This is a genomic window from Clostridioides sp. ES-S-0005-03 (assembly GCF_020658455.1).
In the GTDB taxonomy this organism is placed as follows: domain Bacteria; phylum Bacillota; class Clostridia; order Peptostreptococcales; family Peptostreptococcaceae; genus Clostridioides.
In genome coordinates this window covers 372385-389719 of sequence record NZ_JACVWI010000002.1, presented here as the reverse complement: position 1 = coordinate 389719, position 17335 = coordinate 372385, and the positions used below count along the sequence as shown (strand labels likewise).

Genomic DNA, 17335 nt, shown 5'->3' with positions numbered 1-17335 from the left:
TTTTTTGAGTATAGAAAATTACAAATCTCGCCCTAATATTTTTAGAAAGGAAAAGTAATTATGTACTATAAAGATATAGATTTTGAGAAAAAATGGCATGAGTATATTGAAAGTAAAGAAGGATATGCAAGAGAAAGAGCTTTTGATGATGAAGCGGAAAGAAAGTTTTTTAAAAAGTTATCTCATAAATATGATGATAAGCCAACGCTTTATGATTATTCAAAAGAAGTATTTAATTTTGTAGATAAGTTAATAGATGAAGGAAAAAATCTTATAGAAATTGGTGCAGGTACTGGAAAATTTACTATTCCACTTTCTAAGAAATGTAAAGGTATAATTGCTAATGATTTTTCAATAGATATGCTTAATGTGCTTGAAGGAAAGATTAGGGAACATAATATAACTAATATAGATACAATACAAGGAAAATGGGAAGAGATTAATGTTGGGCATAGTGATTATATTTTATCTGTGAATTCTCTTTATCGAATTTGGGATATTAAAGATGCTTTGAGTAAGATGGATAAGTTAGCTAAAGAAAAAGTGATTATAGTGAGAACTATTCAAAAACCATTATTTAATGATTTGTATATGGATTTAGGTGATAAAGATAGAACTTGTCCAGATTATATATACATTCCAAATATACTACATTCTTTAAATATATGTGCAGATATAAAGTTTATTGATGTAGAAAATGAAATTGAATTCGATAGTGTAGAGGATATACTTTTTAAAATGGAAACAGAATTAAATAAAAAGATTAACTTTAGCGATATGTTGGATAAGTATATAGACAAGATAATAGAAAAAAGAGAAAACAAATATATTTTTAAACATAAAACTAAAGTTGTAATTATATACTGGAATAGTATAAGCTAGATTTGTTAATATTATGGAAGCATATAAACTCTTCTGAAAATATTTACAATCTCGACATATTATGCTACAATTATTTAGAATAAATAAAATTTAATAAGAATTACCTCATCTAATAAAAAGATTGAGGTAGAGGTCGCATTTACTAAGATTAATATTGAAGAGGTCGGAAGCCAATGAAGCAATATAAAAGGAGTAAGTGCCGAAGTGCTAGTGTCCAAATCTAGTGCTGGGGCTGTATTTAATAAGTACAGTACTGTCATCAAAATTATCCCGAATTTTGATGGAGAGCTATCTTAACTAAGATAAAGGGAAGATGTAGGTATATTGTATTTAGCGCATTCAGCTCAACATGTATCCATGTTGAGCTTTTTTACATCTATATAAAATAGGATAGAAAAGGAAAGCAATAATAAAATATTTTAATTTTAAAAGTGGGGGAGATTAAAAATGAGCAGTTTAAAAAAGAAAAAGTTTACTATGCCACAGACACTTACTATAATATTTTTACTAATAGTAGTAATGGCAGTTCTTACTTGGATAGTACCAAGTGGAAATTTTGAAAGGGTAGATATAGATGGAAGGTCGGTTGTTGTAGCTGGAACTTATGAAAAAGCAGCATCAAATCCACAAGGAATTACTGATGTATTTACAGCACCTATAAATGGATTTATAGATGCAGCTGAAGTAGTTGGTTTTGTTTTGATAGTTGGAGGAGCTTTTGGAATAGTTAACAAAACAGGAGCTATAGAAGCTGTTATAGCTCATACTGTAAATAAAATGAAGAGATTCCAATTCTTAATAATACCTATATCAATGATTCTATTTGGATTAGGTGGAACAACATTTGGAATGAGTGAAGAAACACTACCTTTTTATATGATATTTATTCCACTCATGACCAGTATGGGATATGATTCATTAACAGCAGTGGCTACAGTATTTATAGGAGCAACAGCTGGATTTGGAGCAGCTACTACTAATCCTTTCTCTGTAGGAATAGCACAAGCATTGTCACAAATAACACCAGGTTCTGGGATAGAGTTGAGAGTTGTTATGTTTATAATATATATGGCTATATCTATAGGATTTGTTATGATGTATGCCAATAAAGTTAAAAAAGACCCTAAGAAGTCTTTAGTACATGGTATATCATTGAATCAAGAATCAATGGCTAATACTGATACAAACATAAAAGAATTTACAAAAAGAGAAGCTATGGTAATAGCAATTTTCACAATAGGTATGGCAATTATGATATATGGAGTTTTAAAGCTAGGATGGTACATAACTGAAATTGCAATGATATTTACAGCTATAGGTATAATATCAGGAATAGCATCAGGGCTTAAACAAGATGACATAGTTAATTCATTTATAAGTGGAGCAGGAGATTTAATGACAGCAGGGCTATGTATAGCATTTGCACGTGGAATAGTAATAATAGCAGAAAATGGATTTATAATAGATACAATTTTAAATTCTGCCGCAAATTTATTAAATGGACTTCCAAAGACTATATTTATAAATTTAACTTTCTTAATAGAAGGTTTAATAGCATTTTTTATACCATCTGCATCAGGACTTGCATCACTTACAATACCTGTACTTGCTCCACTTGGAGATTTAGTAGATGTATCTAGACAAATGATAGTTACAGCTTATCAATTTGGTATAGGTGTAACTAACTTAATAACACCTACATCAGGTGTTTTAATGGGAGCACTAGCAGTAGCTAATATTCCTTGGTCAAAGTGGGTTAGATTTGTAATGCCTTTAATGGTAGTATTAACAATTACTGTAATGGTGTTTTTAACAATAGGATTATTTGTTGGATTCTAATAGGAGGTATATTATGATTGAAAGTATAAAGAAAAGAGCTTATGAGATAGAGAATGAACTGGGAAAAGAAATTGAAGAAGTATGTGATTTTATATTTAACAATCCAGAACTAGGAGAAGAAGAATATATATCATCAAAGTACTTGGTAGATAAAATGAAGGAATATGGATTTGATACAACTTATCCATACTGTAATATGGATACTGCTTTTAGAGCAGAACTAGGGGATAATGATGGTCCAACTATAGCATTTTTAGCTGAGTATGACGCATTGCCTGGATATGGAGAAAATAAAGAACCAGGTCATGCTTGTGGGCATAACTGGATTGCTGCATCTACATTAGGAGCTTGTATAGTACTAAGTAAGTTAAAAGAAAATTTTAAAGGAAAAATTGTACTAATAGGAACACCAGCTGAAGAAACAACAGGAGGAAAGTGTGATTTAGTTAAGGCAGGAGCTTTTGATGATGTTGATGTAAGTTATCAGATGCATATAGAAGCTTTTAATAACATAAACTGCAAGGCTTTGGCAATAGATTCAATAGAGTTTAGTTTTGAAGGGGTATCAGCACATGCAGCTAGCCATCCTCATATGGGTGTTAATGCATTAGATGCAGTACAACTTACTTTTGCAGGAATAAATGCACTAAGACAGCATGTAAAATCAGATGTTAGAATACATGGGATAGTTTCAAATGGAGGAGAAGCTCCAAACATAGTTCCAGAAAAAGCTGCCTGTGAATTTTTCGTAAGAGCTGCTGAAAGAAGTTATTTAGATGAAGTAACTAAAAAGGTTATAAACTGTGCAAAAGGTGCAGAGTTAATGACAGGAGCTAAACTTTCTTATAGATACTTTGAAAATTCTTTTGACAATATAATAAATAATAAGGTGCTTCAGAATATAACAAAGAATAATCTAATTGAGGCAGGTATAACAGATATATTAGAAGGAAAAGAAGGTCCAGTAGGTTCTACAGACATAGGAAACGTAAGCCAAGTTTGTCCTACTATGTATACGGAAATAGCTCTAGACATAAATCCAATGGTATATGTTCATGAAAAAGAGTTTCTAAATTATGCAAATTCTGAGGAAGCTTATGATAAACTTCACAAAGCAGTAAAGGCAATGGTAGGATGTGCATTAGAAATTTACCTAGAAGATGGGCTACTTGATGAGATTAAGAAAAATCATTTGAATTAATTTAAATTAAAAATAAGATAAAAAGGTATTACCAGAAAGTTGGTAATACCTTTTTATTTTTTGATAGGAGTCATGTTTTTGTAGATTCTATAGCTAAAGTTATATTATTTATCTAATCTTAATCATATAATAATATTTCTAGTTTAAGGTTAAATAAAAAATAAGAAATCTATCAATTTGGCATAACTTTTGCTTTATATAAGTTAAAAGATTTTGAACTATATTAGAACTATTAAAATTTTATATAATATAAACAAAAGAAAGGATAGATTTATAATGAAAACAATAGCAGTAGTAACTGATGGATTATCTAAATTAGAGTGTTTTTTAAATAAAAACCTAAAGCTGATATTTAAAGATAAAGTAATAATAAAAAACTATTATTTAAATAGAATAACAGAAGAAGAATCGATAAAAGATGACATAATATTAGTAATGATAGATGATAGAGTATTGAAAATAAAAAAATATGTAAAAGATGTCTCAAAGATAATAATTATAAATAGAACTATAAAGCAAAAGGATATATACAAGTTATTTTCATTACCAGAAGGAATAGATGTATTAGTAGTAAATGATAATAAGCACACTGTATTAGAAACAATATCTAATTTATACAATATAGGAATAAATCACTTAAATTTCATACCATATAATCCTAATGAAGAATATAGAAATATTAAGATAGCTGTAACACCAGGAGAAGCAGATTTAGTTCCAAAATATATTGAAGAAGTTATTGATTTAGGGCATAGGTATATTGATAGTTCAACATTTATTCAAATAATAGCAAAACTCAAACTGGATGATAAGGAAATTACTGAGAGGCTAATTAAGTATACAGATGAAGTGATTAGTTTATATTCAGGAATAAATACTAAATATAAAGAACTTACTATAAAAGCAGATGAATTGAATTCTATAATAAACTTATCAAACCTAGGTATGGCAATGATATCAGAGAAGGAAAATGTAATTATTTGTAATAATAGCTTGAGTGATATACTAGATATTAAAAATGATATTATAGGAAAAAATATAGATGAATTAGAGAATGAAAATATTAAAAAGATTTTTAGATTAAGTAAGGCACATGATGAAGTTATAAAGTTTAATAATAAATATTTAAATGTAAATAAGTATAATATAGAAAGTTTTGGAAGGGTGACTGGATATTATTTTTGTATTCAAGAAATAACTTACATAAGGAAATTGGAACAAAACCTATCAAAGAAGCTTAGAGAAAAGGGACAAGTTGCTAGGTATACCTTTGATGACATAAAAACAGTATCAGTAAAAATGGAAAGAACTAAAGAGCTAGGTATGAAAATAGCGGAATCTGATTATACAGTTCTTATAACTGGAGAAAGTGGAACAGGAAAAGAACTTATGGCTCAGTCTATTCATAATGCATCACCAAGGCATAGTCAGCCATTTATAGCGATAAACTGTGCAGCTATGCCAGAAAACCTACTTGAAAGTGAACTTTTTGGATATGAAGAAGGTGCTTTTACAGGTGCTTTAAGAGGAGGGAAAAAAGGTTTATTTGAGCAAGCTAATAATGGAACTATATTTTTAGATGAAATAGGAGACATGCCCATATATTTACAAAGCAAATTACTTAGAGTATTACAAGAAAATCAAGTCATGAGAGTTGGGGGGGAAAATGTAATAGACACTGATGTAAGAGTAATTGCAGCTACAAATAAAAATTTATTAGAAATGATAAAAAAAGATAGGTTCAGAGCTGATTTATATTATAGGATAAATGTATTGCCTATAAACATACCACCTTTAAGAGAGAGAAAAGAAGATATAGAAGTTATGCTAAAGCATTTTATGAAAAGGAAGAGGGAAATTAGTCAAGATGTTAAAGACATTATTAATTCATATGAATGGCCAGGGAATATAAGAGAATTAAAAAATACAGCTATGTATATTAACATTATGAGTTCTGAACATGTTATTTTAATTAATGACTTACCTCATAATTTACTAAATATAACTGAAGACTATAGTAAAGAAATAAGTACATTAAAAGATAGAACATCTATAGAAAAAGTAAGATTAGTAATGGAATGCTTAAAAAATGCCAATAACCTTAATAAAAACATAGGTAGAAATGGTATTGTTAATTCAATAAATGAATTAGGTTATAGTATAACAGAAGGTGAGGTAAGGGGAATACTTAATATACTTAAAGAACTAGATTTGATAATATGTGAATCAGGTAGAAAGGGAAGTGAGTTAAATAGAAGAGGAAAAAATATATTAAATAGTATTTAATAGGTTAATAAAAAGGAAAGTATGAATGCCTATTTTGCCTATTAATTAGAATTAACACTATTCAAAAAGTCGAATTAAATAGGATTAAAATAAAATATAAATCAATAGAGTGATTTATATAACTGATTCCTTAGAAAAAGTATTTTAAAAATAAATTAGAATTTTTAAACAATTAAAATATTGGTATGCTACTTGCTCTTTAAGAGAGAAGTAGCATTTTTTATTGTTCATAAATAATTTAAGGGGTGAAGAAAGTGATTAAAAAGAAATATCCAGTAATAGGAATATCAGGAAACTTATTAATTGATGAAGGGGGGATGTTTCCTGGTTATGAAAGGGCTTATGTAAATAATGACTATATACAGTCAGTAGCTATGTGTAAAGCTATACCATATATTGTACCAATTGTATATGATGATGAGATTATAAAGGAACAAGTATCAAATATAGATGGACTTATACTATCAGGAGGACAAGATGTAAATCCTCTTATATGGAAGGAGGAACCTCATAATAAGCTAGGTGCAATATCACCTAAAAGAGATGTTTTTGATATGAAGTTATTAAAGTATGCTTTAGATATGAAAAAACCAGTGTTAGGTATATGTAGAGGTGAACAAATTATAAATGTAGCTGAGGGAGGGAGTTTATATCAAGATTTATCTTTAATTGAAGGAGCTTACATAAAACATAATCAGCAACATTTATCTAATATACCTACACATACAGCACAGATAAAAGAGGGTACAAAGTTGTATGAAATATTAGGAGAACAAGAAATCCTAGTTAATAGTTTCCATCATTTAGTTGTCAATAAGGTAGCTCCAGGATATATTGTTTCAGCTACTGCTAAAGATGGTTTAATTGAAGCTATAGAAAAGGATGGGAATGAGTTTGTAATAGGCATACAATGGCATCCAGAAATGATGACTAAGGATTGTGATAATATGAAAAAAATATTTATGGCGATAGTTAAAGAAGCATCTAAAGAAAAATAATTATAACTATATTTTAAGTTGAGTTTGGAGGAATAACAATGAAAAAAAGTGTTAAGTTAGGTTTCTGGAGTATTGTATTATTAGGGATTAATGCAATAATAGGGTCAGGTATATTTGGCTTACCTGGAGATGCATATACAAGTATAGGTCCAGCGAGTATCTTAGTATTAGTTTTTTGTATGTTTTTAGCTGTCTCTATTGCTTTATGTTTTGCTGAAGCAGGGAGTTGGTTTGATACTGATGGAGGGCCGTATCTTTATGCAAAAGAGGCCTTTGGAGATTTTATTGGGTTTGAAGTTGGATTTATGAAGTGGATAGTTAGTATGATTGCTTGGGCAACTATGGCAAACTTTTTTGCAGTCACACTATCATCTATATGGCCTCAAGCAGCAGAGCCACTTATTAAAAATATAATAATTGGTATATTAGTTGGAGGGCTTGGGCTTATAAATTTTATGGGAATGAAGCAATCTAAGCATTTAAACAATATAATGACTATAGGAAAATTATTACCAATAGTTTTATTTATAGCTGTAGGTTTATTTTTTATAAAAGGCTCTAATTTTACGCCATTTATAATAATACAAAAAGGTCAAAGTACATCATCAGCTTTTGTAGCAGTATCAATAACTTTATTTTATGCTTTTACGGGGTTTGAATCTTTAGCTGTTGCAGCAAAAGATATGGAAAATCCTAAGAAAAATGTACCTAAGGCATTAGTAATGGTAATGTTTGTAGTATCAGTAATATATATGCTTATATTGGGGATAAGTATAGGTGTATTGGGAGATGGATTAAGAGGGTCAGCGACTCCTGTTGCAGATGCCGCTATTAAAATGTTAGGTCCTATAGGTGGATATATAATTACAATAGGGACTATAGTATCTGTTGGAGGAATAAATATTGCATCATCTATATTTACACCAAGGTCTGCGGCTGCTTTGGTCGAGCAAGGATTAATGCCTAAGTCTATAAGAAAAACTAATAAAAATGGAGCTCCATATATAGCAATTATAGTTTCTGTTATAGGAACTTTATTAATAGCATGGTCAGGGTCATTTACAACACTATCTCAAATAAGTGTTGTATCTAGATTTATTCAATATATTCCTACCTGTCTAGCTGTATTAATATTAAGGAAGAAGTATGCTGGTAAAGACATAAACTTTAGGATACCTGGAGGAGCGATTATACCAATATTTGCAGTAGCTATAAGTATAGTATTATTGATAAAAGCAGGTATTGATGAACCAATGAAGATAGTTTGGGGACTAGGTGGTATGGTAATTGTAGTTCCTATATATTTCTATATGACTAATGTATATTCAAAAAAATATAATGATATTGAAGTCAAGTAATTCTTATAATTATTAGAGAATAAAATTATAAAGATTGTAATAAATTTTCTATCTATAAATTGGATGTATAAATATAATCGTGTGTAGTTTTTGGAATTTTATCTCTAGTATTGAAATTCACAAAGGGCTATATTTATAGATATTTTATAAGGATTCTTTTAAATTTATGATAAGCGGTATAGCATTTTGGTGTTATACTGCTTTTTGTATAAATAGTTTTATTTTTTTACTGCTCTAGTTGCGTAAAATGATGGAATATTAAATTCATGAAGATTACCAGAACCATTTGTATCTTGATAAATATCTGTTAAAATAAATTCTGCTTGTAGTTGTCCACCTATTTGTTCTTCAATTGTATGAGAAAATTGAATTCCCCAATCATTTTGGATTGATTCATCATATATATTTTTATTTTTTAAAGGATTAAATGGAAGCCTATATTGGAATTCTGTTCCTTCTTCATTAAATACAAAATTGATGCCATTATCAAGTCCAGATAAAAGTATACCACCTTTTTTTAGTATACGATAACACTCTTTCCAAATTGGTAATACATCTTCTACATAACAATTAGAAACTGGATGAAATATTAAGCCAAAACTTTCATCTTTAAAAGGTAGTGGCTTTGCCATGTCAGCTTGTACAAGTTCAATAGAATACTTTTCCCTTTCTGCAACCTTTTTTTCACTTAATAATTGTGAAGTTGAATAATCTAAAACTGTACATTGAGCTCCCAATGCAGTGAAAATTGGCATTTGTTGTCCGCCTCCAGACGCTAATCCTAGTATTTTTGTATTTTTCATATCACAGAACCAATTTTTCGGAACGGGTTTAGTGGGTGTCAGTACAACGAACCAATCTCCAGCTTTGGCTCGTTCAAAAACTTCATGACTGATAGGTTGTCCCCATTCCCAGCCTTCTTTATTCCATTTATCAAAGGTCTTTGAGTTTATTTCTGTATATTTAGATTCCATAGTTTTATCCTCCTAAATTACGATTTGACAACTTGCTAATTATGATAAAGTATAGCATATTTCTAGTAAGAGCTGGATGTAAACAAGAAACTGTATGTACAAAGAAAGGAGTAGAGTATAAAATAGAATGTAAATTAAAACTTATAAATTTTTATTTTTAAAATAAGGAGTAGATAAATATGAAAATATTAATTTCTATAGATTCTTTGAAAGGCAGTTTATCTTCAATTGAGGCAGCAAATGCAATAAAAAAGGGGATATTAAAAGTTGAAAAAGATGCAAAAGTAAAGATATTGCCACTTGCAGATGGTGGGGAAGGAACAGTAGACGCTTTAGTACAAGGTATGAATGGTGAAAAAGAAACTATAGAAGTCACTGGACCAATAATTACGAAAGTAAATTCGACATATGGATTATTAAAAAGTACAAATACAGCAATAATAGAAATGGCTCAAGCATCAGGATTAACATTAGTTCCAACTGAACTTAGAAATCCTTTAAGCACCACAACTTACGGTGTTGGAGAAATAATAAAAGAAGCAATAAATAAAGGCTATAGAAACTTTATAGTTGGAATAGGTGGAAGTGCTACTAATGATGCTGGGGTAGGTATGCTTCAAGCTTTAGGATTTGAGTTTTATGATGAAAACAACAACTTAGTAGGGTTAGGTGGAAAAGTTTTAAATGAAATAAGACATATAAAAATAGATAATAGGTTAAAAGAATTAGATAAATGTAGCTTTAAAATAGCTTGTGATGTGAATAATCCACTGTTTGGTAAAAATGGAGCAGCGTACATATATGGACCTCAAAAAGGTGCAACACCAAAAATAATTGAAGAGTTAGATAATGGCCTTAGAAATTTTGCTAAGATAGTTAAAAGTGATTTAGATAAAGACATAGCCAATATAGAAGGTACTGGAGCAGCAGGTGGATTAGGTTTTGCATTTTTAGCGTTTTTAAATTCAAAATTAGAATCTGGAGTAAAAATAATATTAGAAGAAATTAAAATAGAGAACGAGTTAAAATGTGCAGACTTTGTAATAACTGGAGAAGGTAAATTGGATAATCAAACAGCTATGGGCAAAGCACCAATAGGAGTTGCAAAGATGGCTAAAAAATATGGGGCAAAAGTAATAGGTTTGGCTGGAGCAACGACAGAAGATGCAGTTAAGTGTAATGAAGAAGGGATAGATGCTTATTTTTCTATAGTAAATAGGGCTATGACCATAGAAGAAGCAATGGATAAGGAAACGGCAAGTAATAATATGACTGCCACAACAGTACAAATATTTAATCTTATAAAGGTATTAAAAGGTACTAAATAAAAAGACTGACATAGCTAGGGTTTGATATTGAAATAAGTCCTTTAGAGGATATATTAATCCATATTGAAAATAATTTTAAATATTCATAATAAGCTACTTGTAGGCTAAAAAATTTGTAATTACTCAATCTTAGTGATTAAGTAATTACTTTTTTATTGCAAAATAACATAGTAATTACAGAATAAATTAAAGTACAAAATTATAATATTATAAATTTATACTTATAGACATTGACTAAATCATGATTGTGTATAAAAATAAGTAGTTAAGAGGAAATATATTATTATATTACTTGATAAATTTAGACAAAAAACTTATATACAAGGAGAGAAAAAATATGATAATTGAGCTAAACAAAAGTAATTCTGAAAATCTAACAAAAACGGAACTTGAAATAATTAAATTTATAAATCAAAATGAGTCAATATTATCAGAATTGTCCATAGTAGAGATTGCTCATGAAACATATTCGTCTCCAGCAACTGTTTCAAGAGCAATTAGAAAATGTGGCCTAAATGGATTTAATGAACTTAGATACAGGTTGACAGTAAAAGATGAAAATAATGATATACACAATATGGGGGATATAATAAACAAGTCTTTTATAGAAGCACAACGAGTTATAGAACAAATATCCTTAACTACACTAATTAATATAATAAAAACTATAAATGAATCTAGTAAGATATACGTCTTAGCAAGAGGTCTTACTGAATATGTAGCAAAAGAGTTTAGCCTTAAGTTACAATTACTTGATTTTAATGTGTTTTTTATAAATGACCCTAATATAATGAAAATAAAATCTAAATCAATGAAAGAAGATGAACTTATAATCATATTTTCGTTGAATGGAAACACTAAAGAACTTGTAGAATCAGCACAAAATGCCAATTTAAGTGGAGCCAAAGTTATAACATGTTGTTGTAGTGAAAATGCAAAACTTATAAACTATTCTGATTTATATATTGTAGGATATAAACATTATCATATCTCAATCTCTGAGTATGAAGTGTCATCTAGGTTACCATTGTACATTATATCTAGGATAATTATAGATTATATGGTCAAATATAATAATTCTGAAAATTAAATTGAAAAAGTCTATGAAAATCTATTTTCTTTTTATGAAAAGATTTTCATAGACTTTTTTATTATAATGAAAACATACACAGCAGAAGCAAGGGGGAAGACAATGATATATACATTAACCACGAATCCAGCAATAGATATGAACATATCTACTAACGGTATAAAAAGTAAATTAGTAAATCGTACATCAAATGCTACATATTCTCCTAATGGAAAAGGTTTAAATGTGACATTTGTACTAGGTTATTATGGTATAGAGTCCAAGATATTAGGTTTTTTTGGAGGATTCTCAGGAAAATATATAGTTGAAGAAAGTGAAAAGAAAGGGTTTGATGTACTACCTACCTGGGTAGAAGATACTACTCGTATAAATATATTTTTAAATGATGGAAATGATGAGTTTAAATTTGTAAACTCTGGGTCATATGTAAATGCAAAGCAAAAGCTAGAAATGATAGAGAAGATAGAGTCATTAGAAGATATAAATTACTTGTCAATAAGTGGAAGTTTACCACCTGGTATTGATGATAGTTACTATGAAGATATATTTGAGATTTGTAAAAATAAAAATATAAAAACAATACTTGATATAAGTTCACCGAAATTAAAGGAGTTATTAGATTATAATCCATACTTGATAAAACCAAATGATGAAGAAATCAAAGATATATTTGGAATTATTGTAAGAGATGAAGAGGATATTAAGGATGTGCTTAAGTTACTACATTTGAAAGGAGCTCAAAATATATTACTAACTTTAGGAGAAAAAGGTTCTTATTTTTACAATGGAGAAGCAATTTATTATGCTAGTGCTCAACCAGTTACAGTTGTTAGCTCTGCATGTGCTGGTGATTCTGCATTAGCTGCTTTTTTAAGTATATGGTTGGAAAATCCAGAAGATATTGAAGAAGCATTGAAAAGGTCTGCTGCAACGGGTGCAAGTGTGGCTGAAAGTAATGGTATCGGTAGTTTGGCGAATGTAGAAGAGTACATAAAAAATATAAAAGTCAGAAAGGTGGTATAAAAATGGGGAGAAAAATAATCCTTGGGGTAACAGGTTGTCCAACTGGAATTGCACATACATTTATGGCAGAAGAAGCATTAAAAAAATCAGCTAAAGAATTAGGATGTGATATAAAAGTTGAAACAAATGGAGCCATAGGAGTAGAGAATAAATTAACAGCAAAAGATATCGAAATGGCAGATGCAATAATAGTTGCTTGTGATAAAAACGTTGATATGGATAGATTTAATGGAAAACCAGTAATAGAGGTGCCTGTAAAAGAAGGTATACACAAAGCTAGTGAGCTTATACAAAAGTGTATTGATGGTAAAGTAGCAGTTAGAAAGGGAAATACATCAAGTAGCAAATTTACAGAAGAAGGGAATTTGTCGTTTGGTCAAAAACTATATAAAGACTTAATGAATGGAGTATCTCATATGCTACCTTTAGTAGTAGCAGGTGGAGTGCTAACTGCTATATCATTTCTGTGGGGGATTTACTCATTTGACCCAAATTCAGAACAGTATAATCAGATAGCAGCTACATTAAAATCTGTTGGTGGATATTCTATGAATTTGATGGTTCCTGTATTAGCGGCGTTTATAGCTCAATCTGTATCAGGTAGACCTGGTATGTTGGCAGGGCTTGTTGGAGGAATGATATCGTTTGACACAGGTTCAGGGTTCTTAGGTGGAATTATATCGGGATTTTTGGCAGGTTATGCAGTTAAATTATTTGTGTACTTATTGAGAAAATTACCAAGACAGTTAGAAGGACTTAAATCTATTTTTATAATTCCTATAGTCAGTGTGGGTGTTGTTGGTATATCTATGTTGTTACTTGGGGGACCATGTTCAGCTCTTAACAATGCTATGATGAATTTCCTTTCAGGGTTACAGAACTCAAGTCCTATAATCCTAGGATTAGTAATAGGATGTATGTCAGCATTTGATATGGGAGGTCCAGTAAATAAAGCAGCATATGTGACTGGAACTATGCTTCTAGGTCAAGGAAACTACTTATTTATGGCAGGTGTATCTGCAGCTTGTATAACACCACCATTAGTAATAGCTATAGCATCTACTTTATTTAAAAATAGATTTACAGAAGAAGACAGAGCGGCAGGATTAATTAATTATATACTAGGTAGTACTCATATAACTGAAGGAGCGATACCTTTCGCGGCAAAGAATCCACTGAAAGTGTTGCCAGTACTTATGATTGGGTCATCAATATCAGCGATTTTAACTTACATAATGAAAATAGAAGTACCAGCTCCACATGGAGGATTTTTAGTCTTAGGACTAGTAAATAAGCCACTTTTATGGGTAGGATGTATACTTGCAGGTTCATTAGTAGGAGCAATACTTTATATGATAGTTACACCTAAGGTAGTAAATAACAATAATACTATAGAAAATACAGATGAAATTAAAAATGAATATAAAAATGAATATAAAAATGAAATTACAAAATCGGAAAACGTATCTAATAACATCTCTTTGTATAACGAAGAAACAGTAGTTTTAGATGTTAAAGGAAAAAATAAAACAGATGTAATTGATGAAATGGTTGAAATACTTGATAAATCAGGTGTTCTTCTAGATAAAAATAAATTTAAAGAAGAAATTCATAAGAGAGAAGAAATATCATCTACAGGTTTTGGTATGGGCATAGCGATACCACACGCAAAAACAGATGCAGTAAAAGTACCACGAGTAGCAGTTGGTGTATCAAAAGAAGGGTTTGATTTTGAATCAGAGGATGGAAGCCCAGTACATCTTATATTTATGATAGCAGCTACAGACAATGGTGATAATTTACATTTAAAGACATTGTCTCAACTATCTGCAAAACTAATGGACGAAGAATTTTTAAATGAGTTAATAAATAGTAAGACAAGCATAGAAATAGTATCAAAATTAAATAATGAAGAAATTAAATCATTATAAATATATAGGAGGATGAATTATGGCATTAGTGACAACTAAACAAATATTATTAGATGCACAAGAAGGGCATTATGCAGTAGGAGCATTTAATGTTGAAAATATGGAGATGGTTATGGCAGTAATAGAAGCTGCTGAAGAACTTAAATCACCTGTAATACTACAGACAACACCTTCAACAATAAAGTATGCAGGATTGGATTATTATTTAGCAAATGTAAAGGTTGCATCAGAAAAGGCAAGTATTCCTGTGGCTATGCACTTAGACCATGGTTCAAGTTTTGGACTAGCAATGCAGGCACTTAGAGTTGGATATACTTCTATTATGATTGATGGTTCTCATGAAAGTTACGAAGATAATATATCAATATCTAAAGCTGTTGTAGATGCATGTACACCTTCAGATATACCTGTTGAAGCTGAATTAGGTAAAGTTGGAGGTAAGGAAGACGATTTAGATGGTGGTGATGGTGGAGCATATACAGACCCACTACAAGCAAAAGAATTTGTAGAGAGAACAGGGGTATCATCTTTAGCAGTAGCAATAGGCACAGCACATGGGTTATATAAAGGAGAGCCAAAGCTTGATTTGGATAGATTATCTGAAATTAGAGAGGTTGTATCAGTTCCATTAGTATTACATGGTGGGTCAGGGATACCAGATGAGATTATTAAAGAATCTATAAAAAGAGGGATTTGCAAGGTTAATTATGCAACAGAGTTAAGGATTGCTTATAGTAATGGGGTTAAGGATGTGCTTAATTCTGACCCAGAGGTAATTGACCCTAAGAAATATGGTAAAAAAGGTCTAGATTCGGTTAAAGAATTTGTTAAGAGTAGAATGGAAGTTTGTGGATGTGTAGGAAAAGCAGTAGGGGAAGTGGAGTATTAATAAAAGAAAATAATAAGTAGGATTAATGTAAGGGTTCTATCATAGAACCCTTATTTTATTTTTTGATTAATAAACTGGATAGTCAAAACAATCTAAATACTACCTAATTAAGTTGTTAATATTAAAAATTAATAAAAATATTATACAAAACGAGTAGATGACTTCATTATAAAGATTAATAAGTCAGATGTGATAAATTACTTATTAAGACGAGCTAGATGTATTTCTACTATATTGGCTTATAAAACCTTTAGGCATTTTACATATAAAATATACCACCATAATGCAAGATAAAGGCTTGTCTACTATATTGCTAAGTATTCTTGGAAAGAATGCAGCAGTAAATATCTTCTGACCAGACTGAACTAAAAAACCGACTAATAAATCAGCACCACTTCCACTTAAACCACCAAACAATAAAACTGAAATAGGAGTACCAATTAAAGGACAAACAACAGATAGAATTAGTCCTGTAATAATAGCCTCCTTATAACCAAAACTTTTTTCTTAGAAATATAACCAACGATAAGACCAAGAACAATATTTACAAGGGCAAAAGGTATATTCGTAGGGCCTGATATAACTCCTAAAACCAAGTTTGTACAGCCACCAATAAGAGCACCCCAAAAAGGCCCTAATACTACAGATCCAAGCACAGTACCAACCGTATCTAAAAATAATAATGGTATATTTATCATAGATATAGCTATACCTAAAACAATGTTAATAACTATACACATTGAAGAAAATGTTATTTTCTTAGTATTCAATTATAATACCTCCTAAAAAAGTGTATATATTTATCATAGTATAGATTATAAAAGATTACTAATTGTATATTTCTATATAGAATACTATAAATATAGAGCAAATGAATAATATAATTATCAAAATATGTAGTATTATTAAAAGTGAGAATACTTAAGGAGAATATTATGAAAAGAAACAGAGAGATTGTAGTAGTTTGCCATTGTATATTAAATTGTAACTCTAAAGTAGAGGGTCTATCAGAGTTTAAAGGTGCACAAAGTATAACAATAGATTTAATAAATAATGGATATGGAATAATTCAATTACCATGTCCAGAGATGATTTTGTATGGAATAAATGGGTGGGGACATGTAAAAGAACAGTTTGACAATTTGTTTTTTAGAGAACAATGTAGACAAATGCTAATACCTTATATAAGACAGTTTGATGAATATTTAAAAAATAATTATAATATAAAAAGTATCATTGCCGTAGATGGTAGCCCAAGTTGTGGATATAACAAGACCTGTAGTTCTAAAAATTGGTTTGGTGAATTAAGTGGTTGCAAGGATTTGATGAATAAAATAAATGATATCCAAATGGTAGAAGAGAAAGGTATTTTTATAGATGAGTTAGAAAAATTACTTAATGAATATAATTTAGAAATACCTATAGTTGGATTTGACGAACTTAGAGAAGATAAGTAAATATATTAAGGATATATTATAAAAGCTTACTATCTTATCTAAAAGAATATTAGATAGCTATAATAATATAAATTCAGAT

13 protein-coding genes, 1 pseudogene and 1 riboswitch are annotated in these 17335 nt (G+C 29.8%); of the genes and pseudogenes, 12 read left to right on the top strand and 2 right to left on the bottom strand.

Annotated features, from left to right (window positions below; translation table 11 throughout):
- Positions 1 to 60 precede the first annotated feature (60 nt).
- The 6 genes from IC218_RS10835 (at position 61) to IC218_RS10810 (ending at position 8564) form a co-directional block, all read left to right on the top strand.
- The gene (locus IC218_RS10835) at positions 61 to 882 is read left to right on the top strand and encodes a class I SAM-dependent methyltransferase (protein WP_227824400.1); all 822 of its coding nucleotides are present in this window, start codon (positions 61 to 63) and stop codon (positions 880 to 882) included.
- A 119-nt stretch (positions 883 to 1001) separates the two neighbouring features.
- A riboswitch (Lysine riboswitch) is annotated at positions 1002 to 1181 on the top strand.
- A gap of 148 nt (positions 1182 to 1329) precedes the next feature.
- The gene (locus tag IC218_RS10830) at positions 1330 to 2721 is read left to right on the top strand and encodes a YfcC family protein (RefSeq protein ID WP_227433860.1); all 1392 of its coding nucleotides are present in this window, start codon (positions 1330 to 1332) and stop codon (positions 2719 to 2721) included.
- A 13-nt stretch (positions 2722 to 2734) separates the two neighbouring features.
- The gene (locus IC218_RS10825; protein WP_227433861.1) at positions 2735 to 3922 is read left to right on the top strand and encodes a M20 family metallopeptidase; all 1188 of its coding nucleotides are present in this window, start codon (positions 2735 to 2737) and stop codon (positions 3920 to 3922) included.
- A gap of 276 nt (positions 3923 to 4198) precedes the next feature.
- Positions 4199 to 6208 (top strand): sigma-54 interaction domain-containing protein, encoded by a 2010-nt coding sequence (locus tag IC218_RS10820; protein WP_227433862.1) that lies wholly within the window; start codon positions 4199 to 4201, stop codon positions 6206 to 6208.
- A gap of 245 nt (positions 6209 to 6453) precedes the next feature.
- Positions 6454 to 7206 (top strand): gamma-glutamyl-gamma-aminobutyrate hydrolase family protein, encoded by a 753-nt coding sequence (locus IC218_RS10815; protein WP_255606356.1) that lies wholly within the window; start codon positions 6454 to 6456, stop codon positions 7204 to 7206.
- 38 nt (positions 7207 to 7244) lie between these two features.
- Positions 7245 to 8564 carry an APC family permease gene (locus IC218_RS10810; RefSeq protein WP_227433864.1) on the top strand — a complete coding sequence of 440 codons (1320 nt, stop codon included), beginning with the start codon at positions 7245 to 7247 and terminating at the stop codon, positions 8562 to 8564.
- Between the two features lie 218 nt (positions 8565 to 8782).
- On the opposite strand, the gene IC218_RS10805 is transcribed toward IC218_RS10810, so the two are convergent.
- A complete protein-coding gene (locus tag IC218_RS10805) occupies positions 8783 to 9538 on the bottom strand; it encodes a class I SAM-dependent methyltransferase (protein WP_227824399.1) in 756 nt (251 codons plus the stop codon).
- A gap of 179 nt (positions 9539 to 9717) precedes the next feature.
- Between IC218_RS10805 and IC218_RS10800 the strand changes: the two genes are divergently transcribed.
- The 5 genes from IC218_RS10800 (at position 9718) to gatY (ending at position 15799) form a co-directional block, all read left to right on the top strand.
- A complete protein-coding gene (locus IC218_RS10800; protein ID WP_227824398.1) occupies positions 9718 to 10866 on the top strand; it encodes a glycerate kinase in 1149 nt (382 codons plus the stop codon).
- 337 nt (positions 10867 to 11203) lie between these two features.
- The gene (locus IC218_RS10795) at positions 11204 to 11956 is read left to right on the top strand and encodes a MurR/RpiR family transcriptional regulator (protein ID WP_227433867.1); all 753 of its coding nucleotides are present in this window, start codon (positions 11204 to 11206) and stop codon (positions 11954 to 11956) included.
- A gap of 102 nt (positions 11957 to 12058) precedes the next feature.
- Positions 12059 to 12979, top strand: coding sequence for a 1-phosphofructokinase family hexose kinase (locus IC218_RS10790; RefSeq protein ID WP_227824397.1), 921 nt, complete (start codon positions 12059 to 12061; stop codon positions 12977 to 12979).
- Positions 12980 to 12981: 2 nt separating this feature from the next.
- Entirely contained in the window at positions 12982 to 14910 is a 1929-nt protein-coding gene (locus IC218_RS10785; protein ID WP_227824396.1) for a PTS fructose transporter subunit IIABC, read from the top strand.
- Positions 14911 to 14929: 19 nt separating this feature from the next.
- Complete coding sequence (gatY, locus tag IC218_RS10780; RefSeq protein WP_227824395.1) at positions 14930 to 15799, top strand: tagatose-bisphosphate aldolase subunit GatY; 870 nt, start codon at positions 14930 to 14932, stop codon at positions 15797 to 15799.
- Positions 15800 to 16003: 204 nt separating this feature from the next.
- Here the strand turns inward: gatY and IC218_RS22210 are convergent.
- Positions 16004 to 16569: pseudogene (locus tag IC218_RS22210) on the bottom strand (CD3073 family putative ECF transporter S component).
- A gap of 165 nt (positions 16570 to 16734) precedes the next feature.
- Between IC218_RS22210 and IC218_RS10765 the strand changes: the two are divergent.
- Positions 16735 to 17256 carry a CD3072 family TudS-related putative desulfidase gene (locus IC218_RS10765; RefSeq protein WP_227824393.1) on the top strand — a complete coding sequence of 174 codons (522 nt, stop codon included), beginning with the start codon at positions 16735 to 16737 and terminating at the stop codon, positions 17254 to 17256.
- Positions 17257 to 17335: the final 79 nt, after the last annotated feature.

Coding starts and splice junctions, on each gene's coding strand:
- IC218_RS10835 (WP_227824400.1), top strand. CDS start 61: ATGTACTATAAAGATATAGATTTTGAGAAAAAATGGCATGAGTATATT.
- IC218_RS10830 (WP_227433860.1), top strand. CDS start 1,330: ATGAGCAGTTTAAAAAAGAAAAAGTTTACTATGCCACAGACACTTACT.
- IC218_RS10825 (WP_227433861.1), top strand. CDS start 2,735: ATGATTGAAAGTATAAAGAAAAGAGCTTATGAGATAGAGAATGAACTG.
- IC218_RS10820 (WP_227433862.1), top strand. CDS start 4,199: ATGAAAACAATAGCAGTAGTAACTGATGGATTATCTAAATTAGAGTGT.
- IC218_RS10810 (WP_227433864.1), top strand. CDS start 7,245: ATGAAAAAAAGTGTTAAGTTAGGTTTCTGGAGTATTGTATTATTAGGG.
- IC218_RS10805 (WP_227824399.1), bottom strand. CDS start 9,538: ATGGAATCTAAATATACAGAAATAAACTCAAAGACCTTTGATAAATGG.
- IC218_RS10800 (WP_227824398.1), top strand. CDS start 9,718: ATGAAAATATTAATTTCTATAGATTCTTTGAAAGGCAGTTTATCTTCA.
- IC218_RS10795 (WP_227433867.1), top strand. CDS start 11,204: ATGATAATTGAGCTAAACAAAAGTAATTCTGAAAATCTAACAAAAACG.
- IC218_RS10790 (WP_227824397.1), top strand. CDS start 12,059: ATGATATATACATTAACCACGAATCCAGCAATAGATATGAACATATCT.
- IC218_RS10785 (WP_227824396.1), top strand. CDS start 12,982: ATGGGGAGAAAAATAATCCTTGGGGTAACAGGTTGTCCAACTGGAATT.
- gatY (WP_227824395.1), top strand. CDS start 14,930: ATGGCATTAGTGACAACTAAACAAATATTATTAGATGCACAAGAAGGG.
- IC218_RS10765 (WP_227824393.1), top strand. CDS start 16,735: ATGAAAAGAAACAGAGAGATTGTAGTAGTTTGCCATTGTATATTAAAT.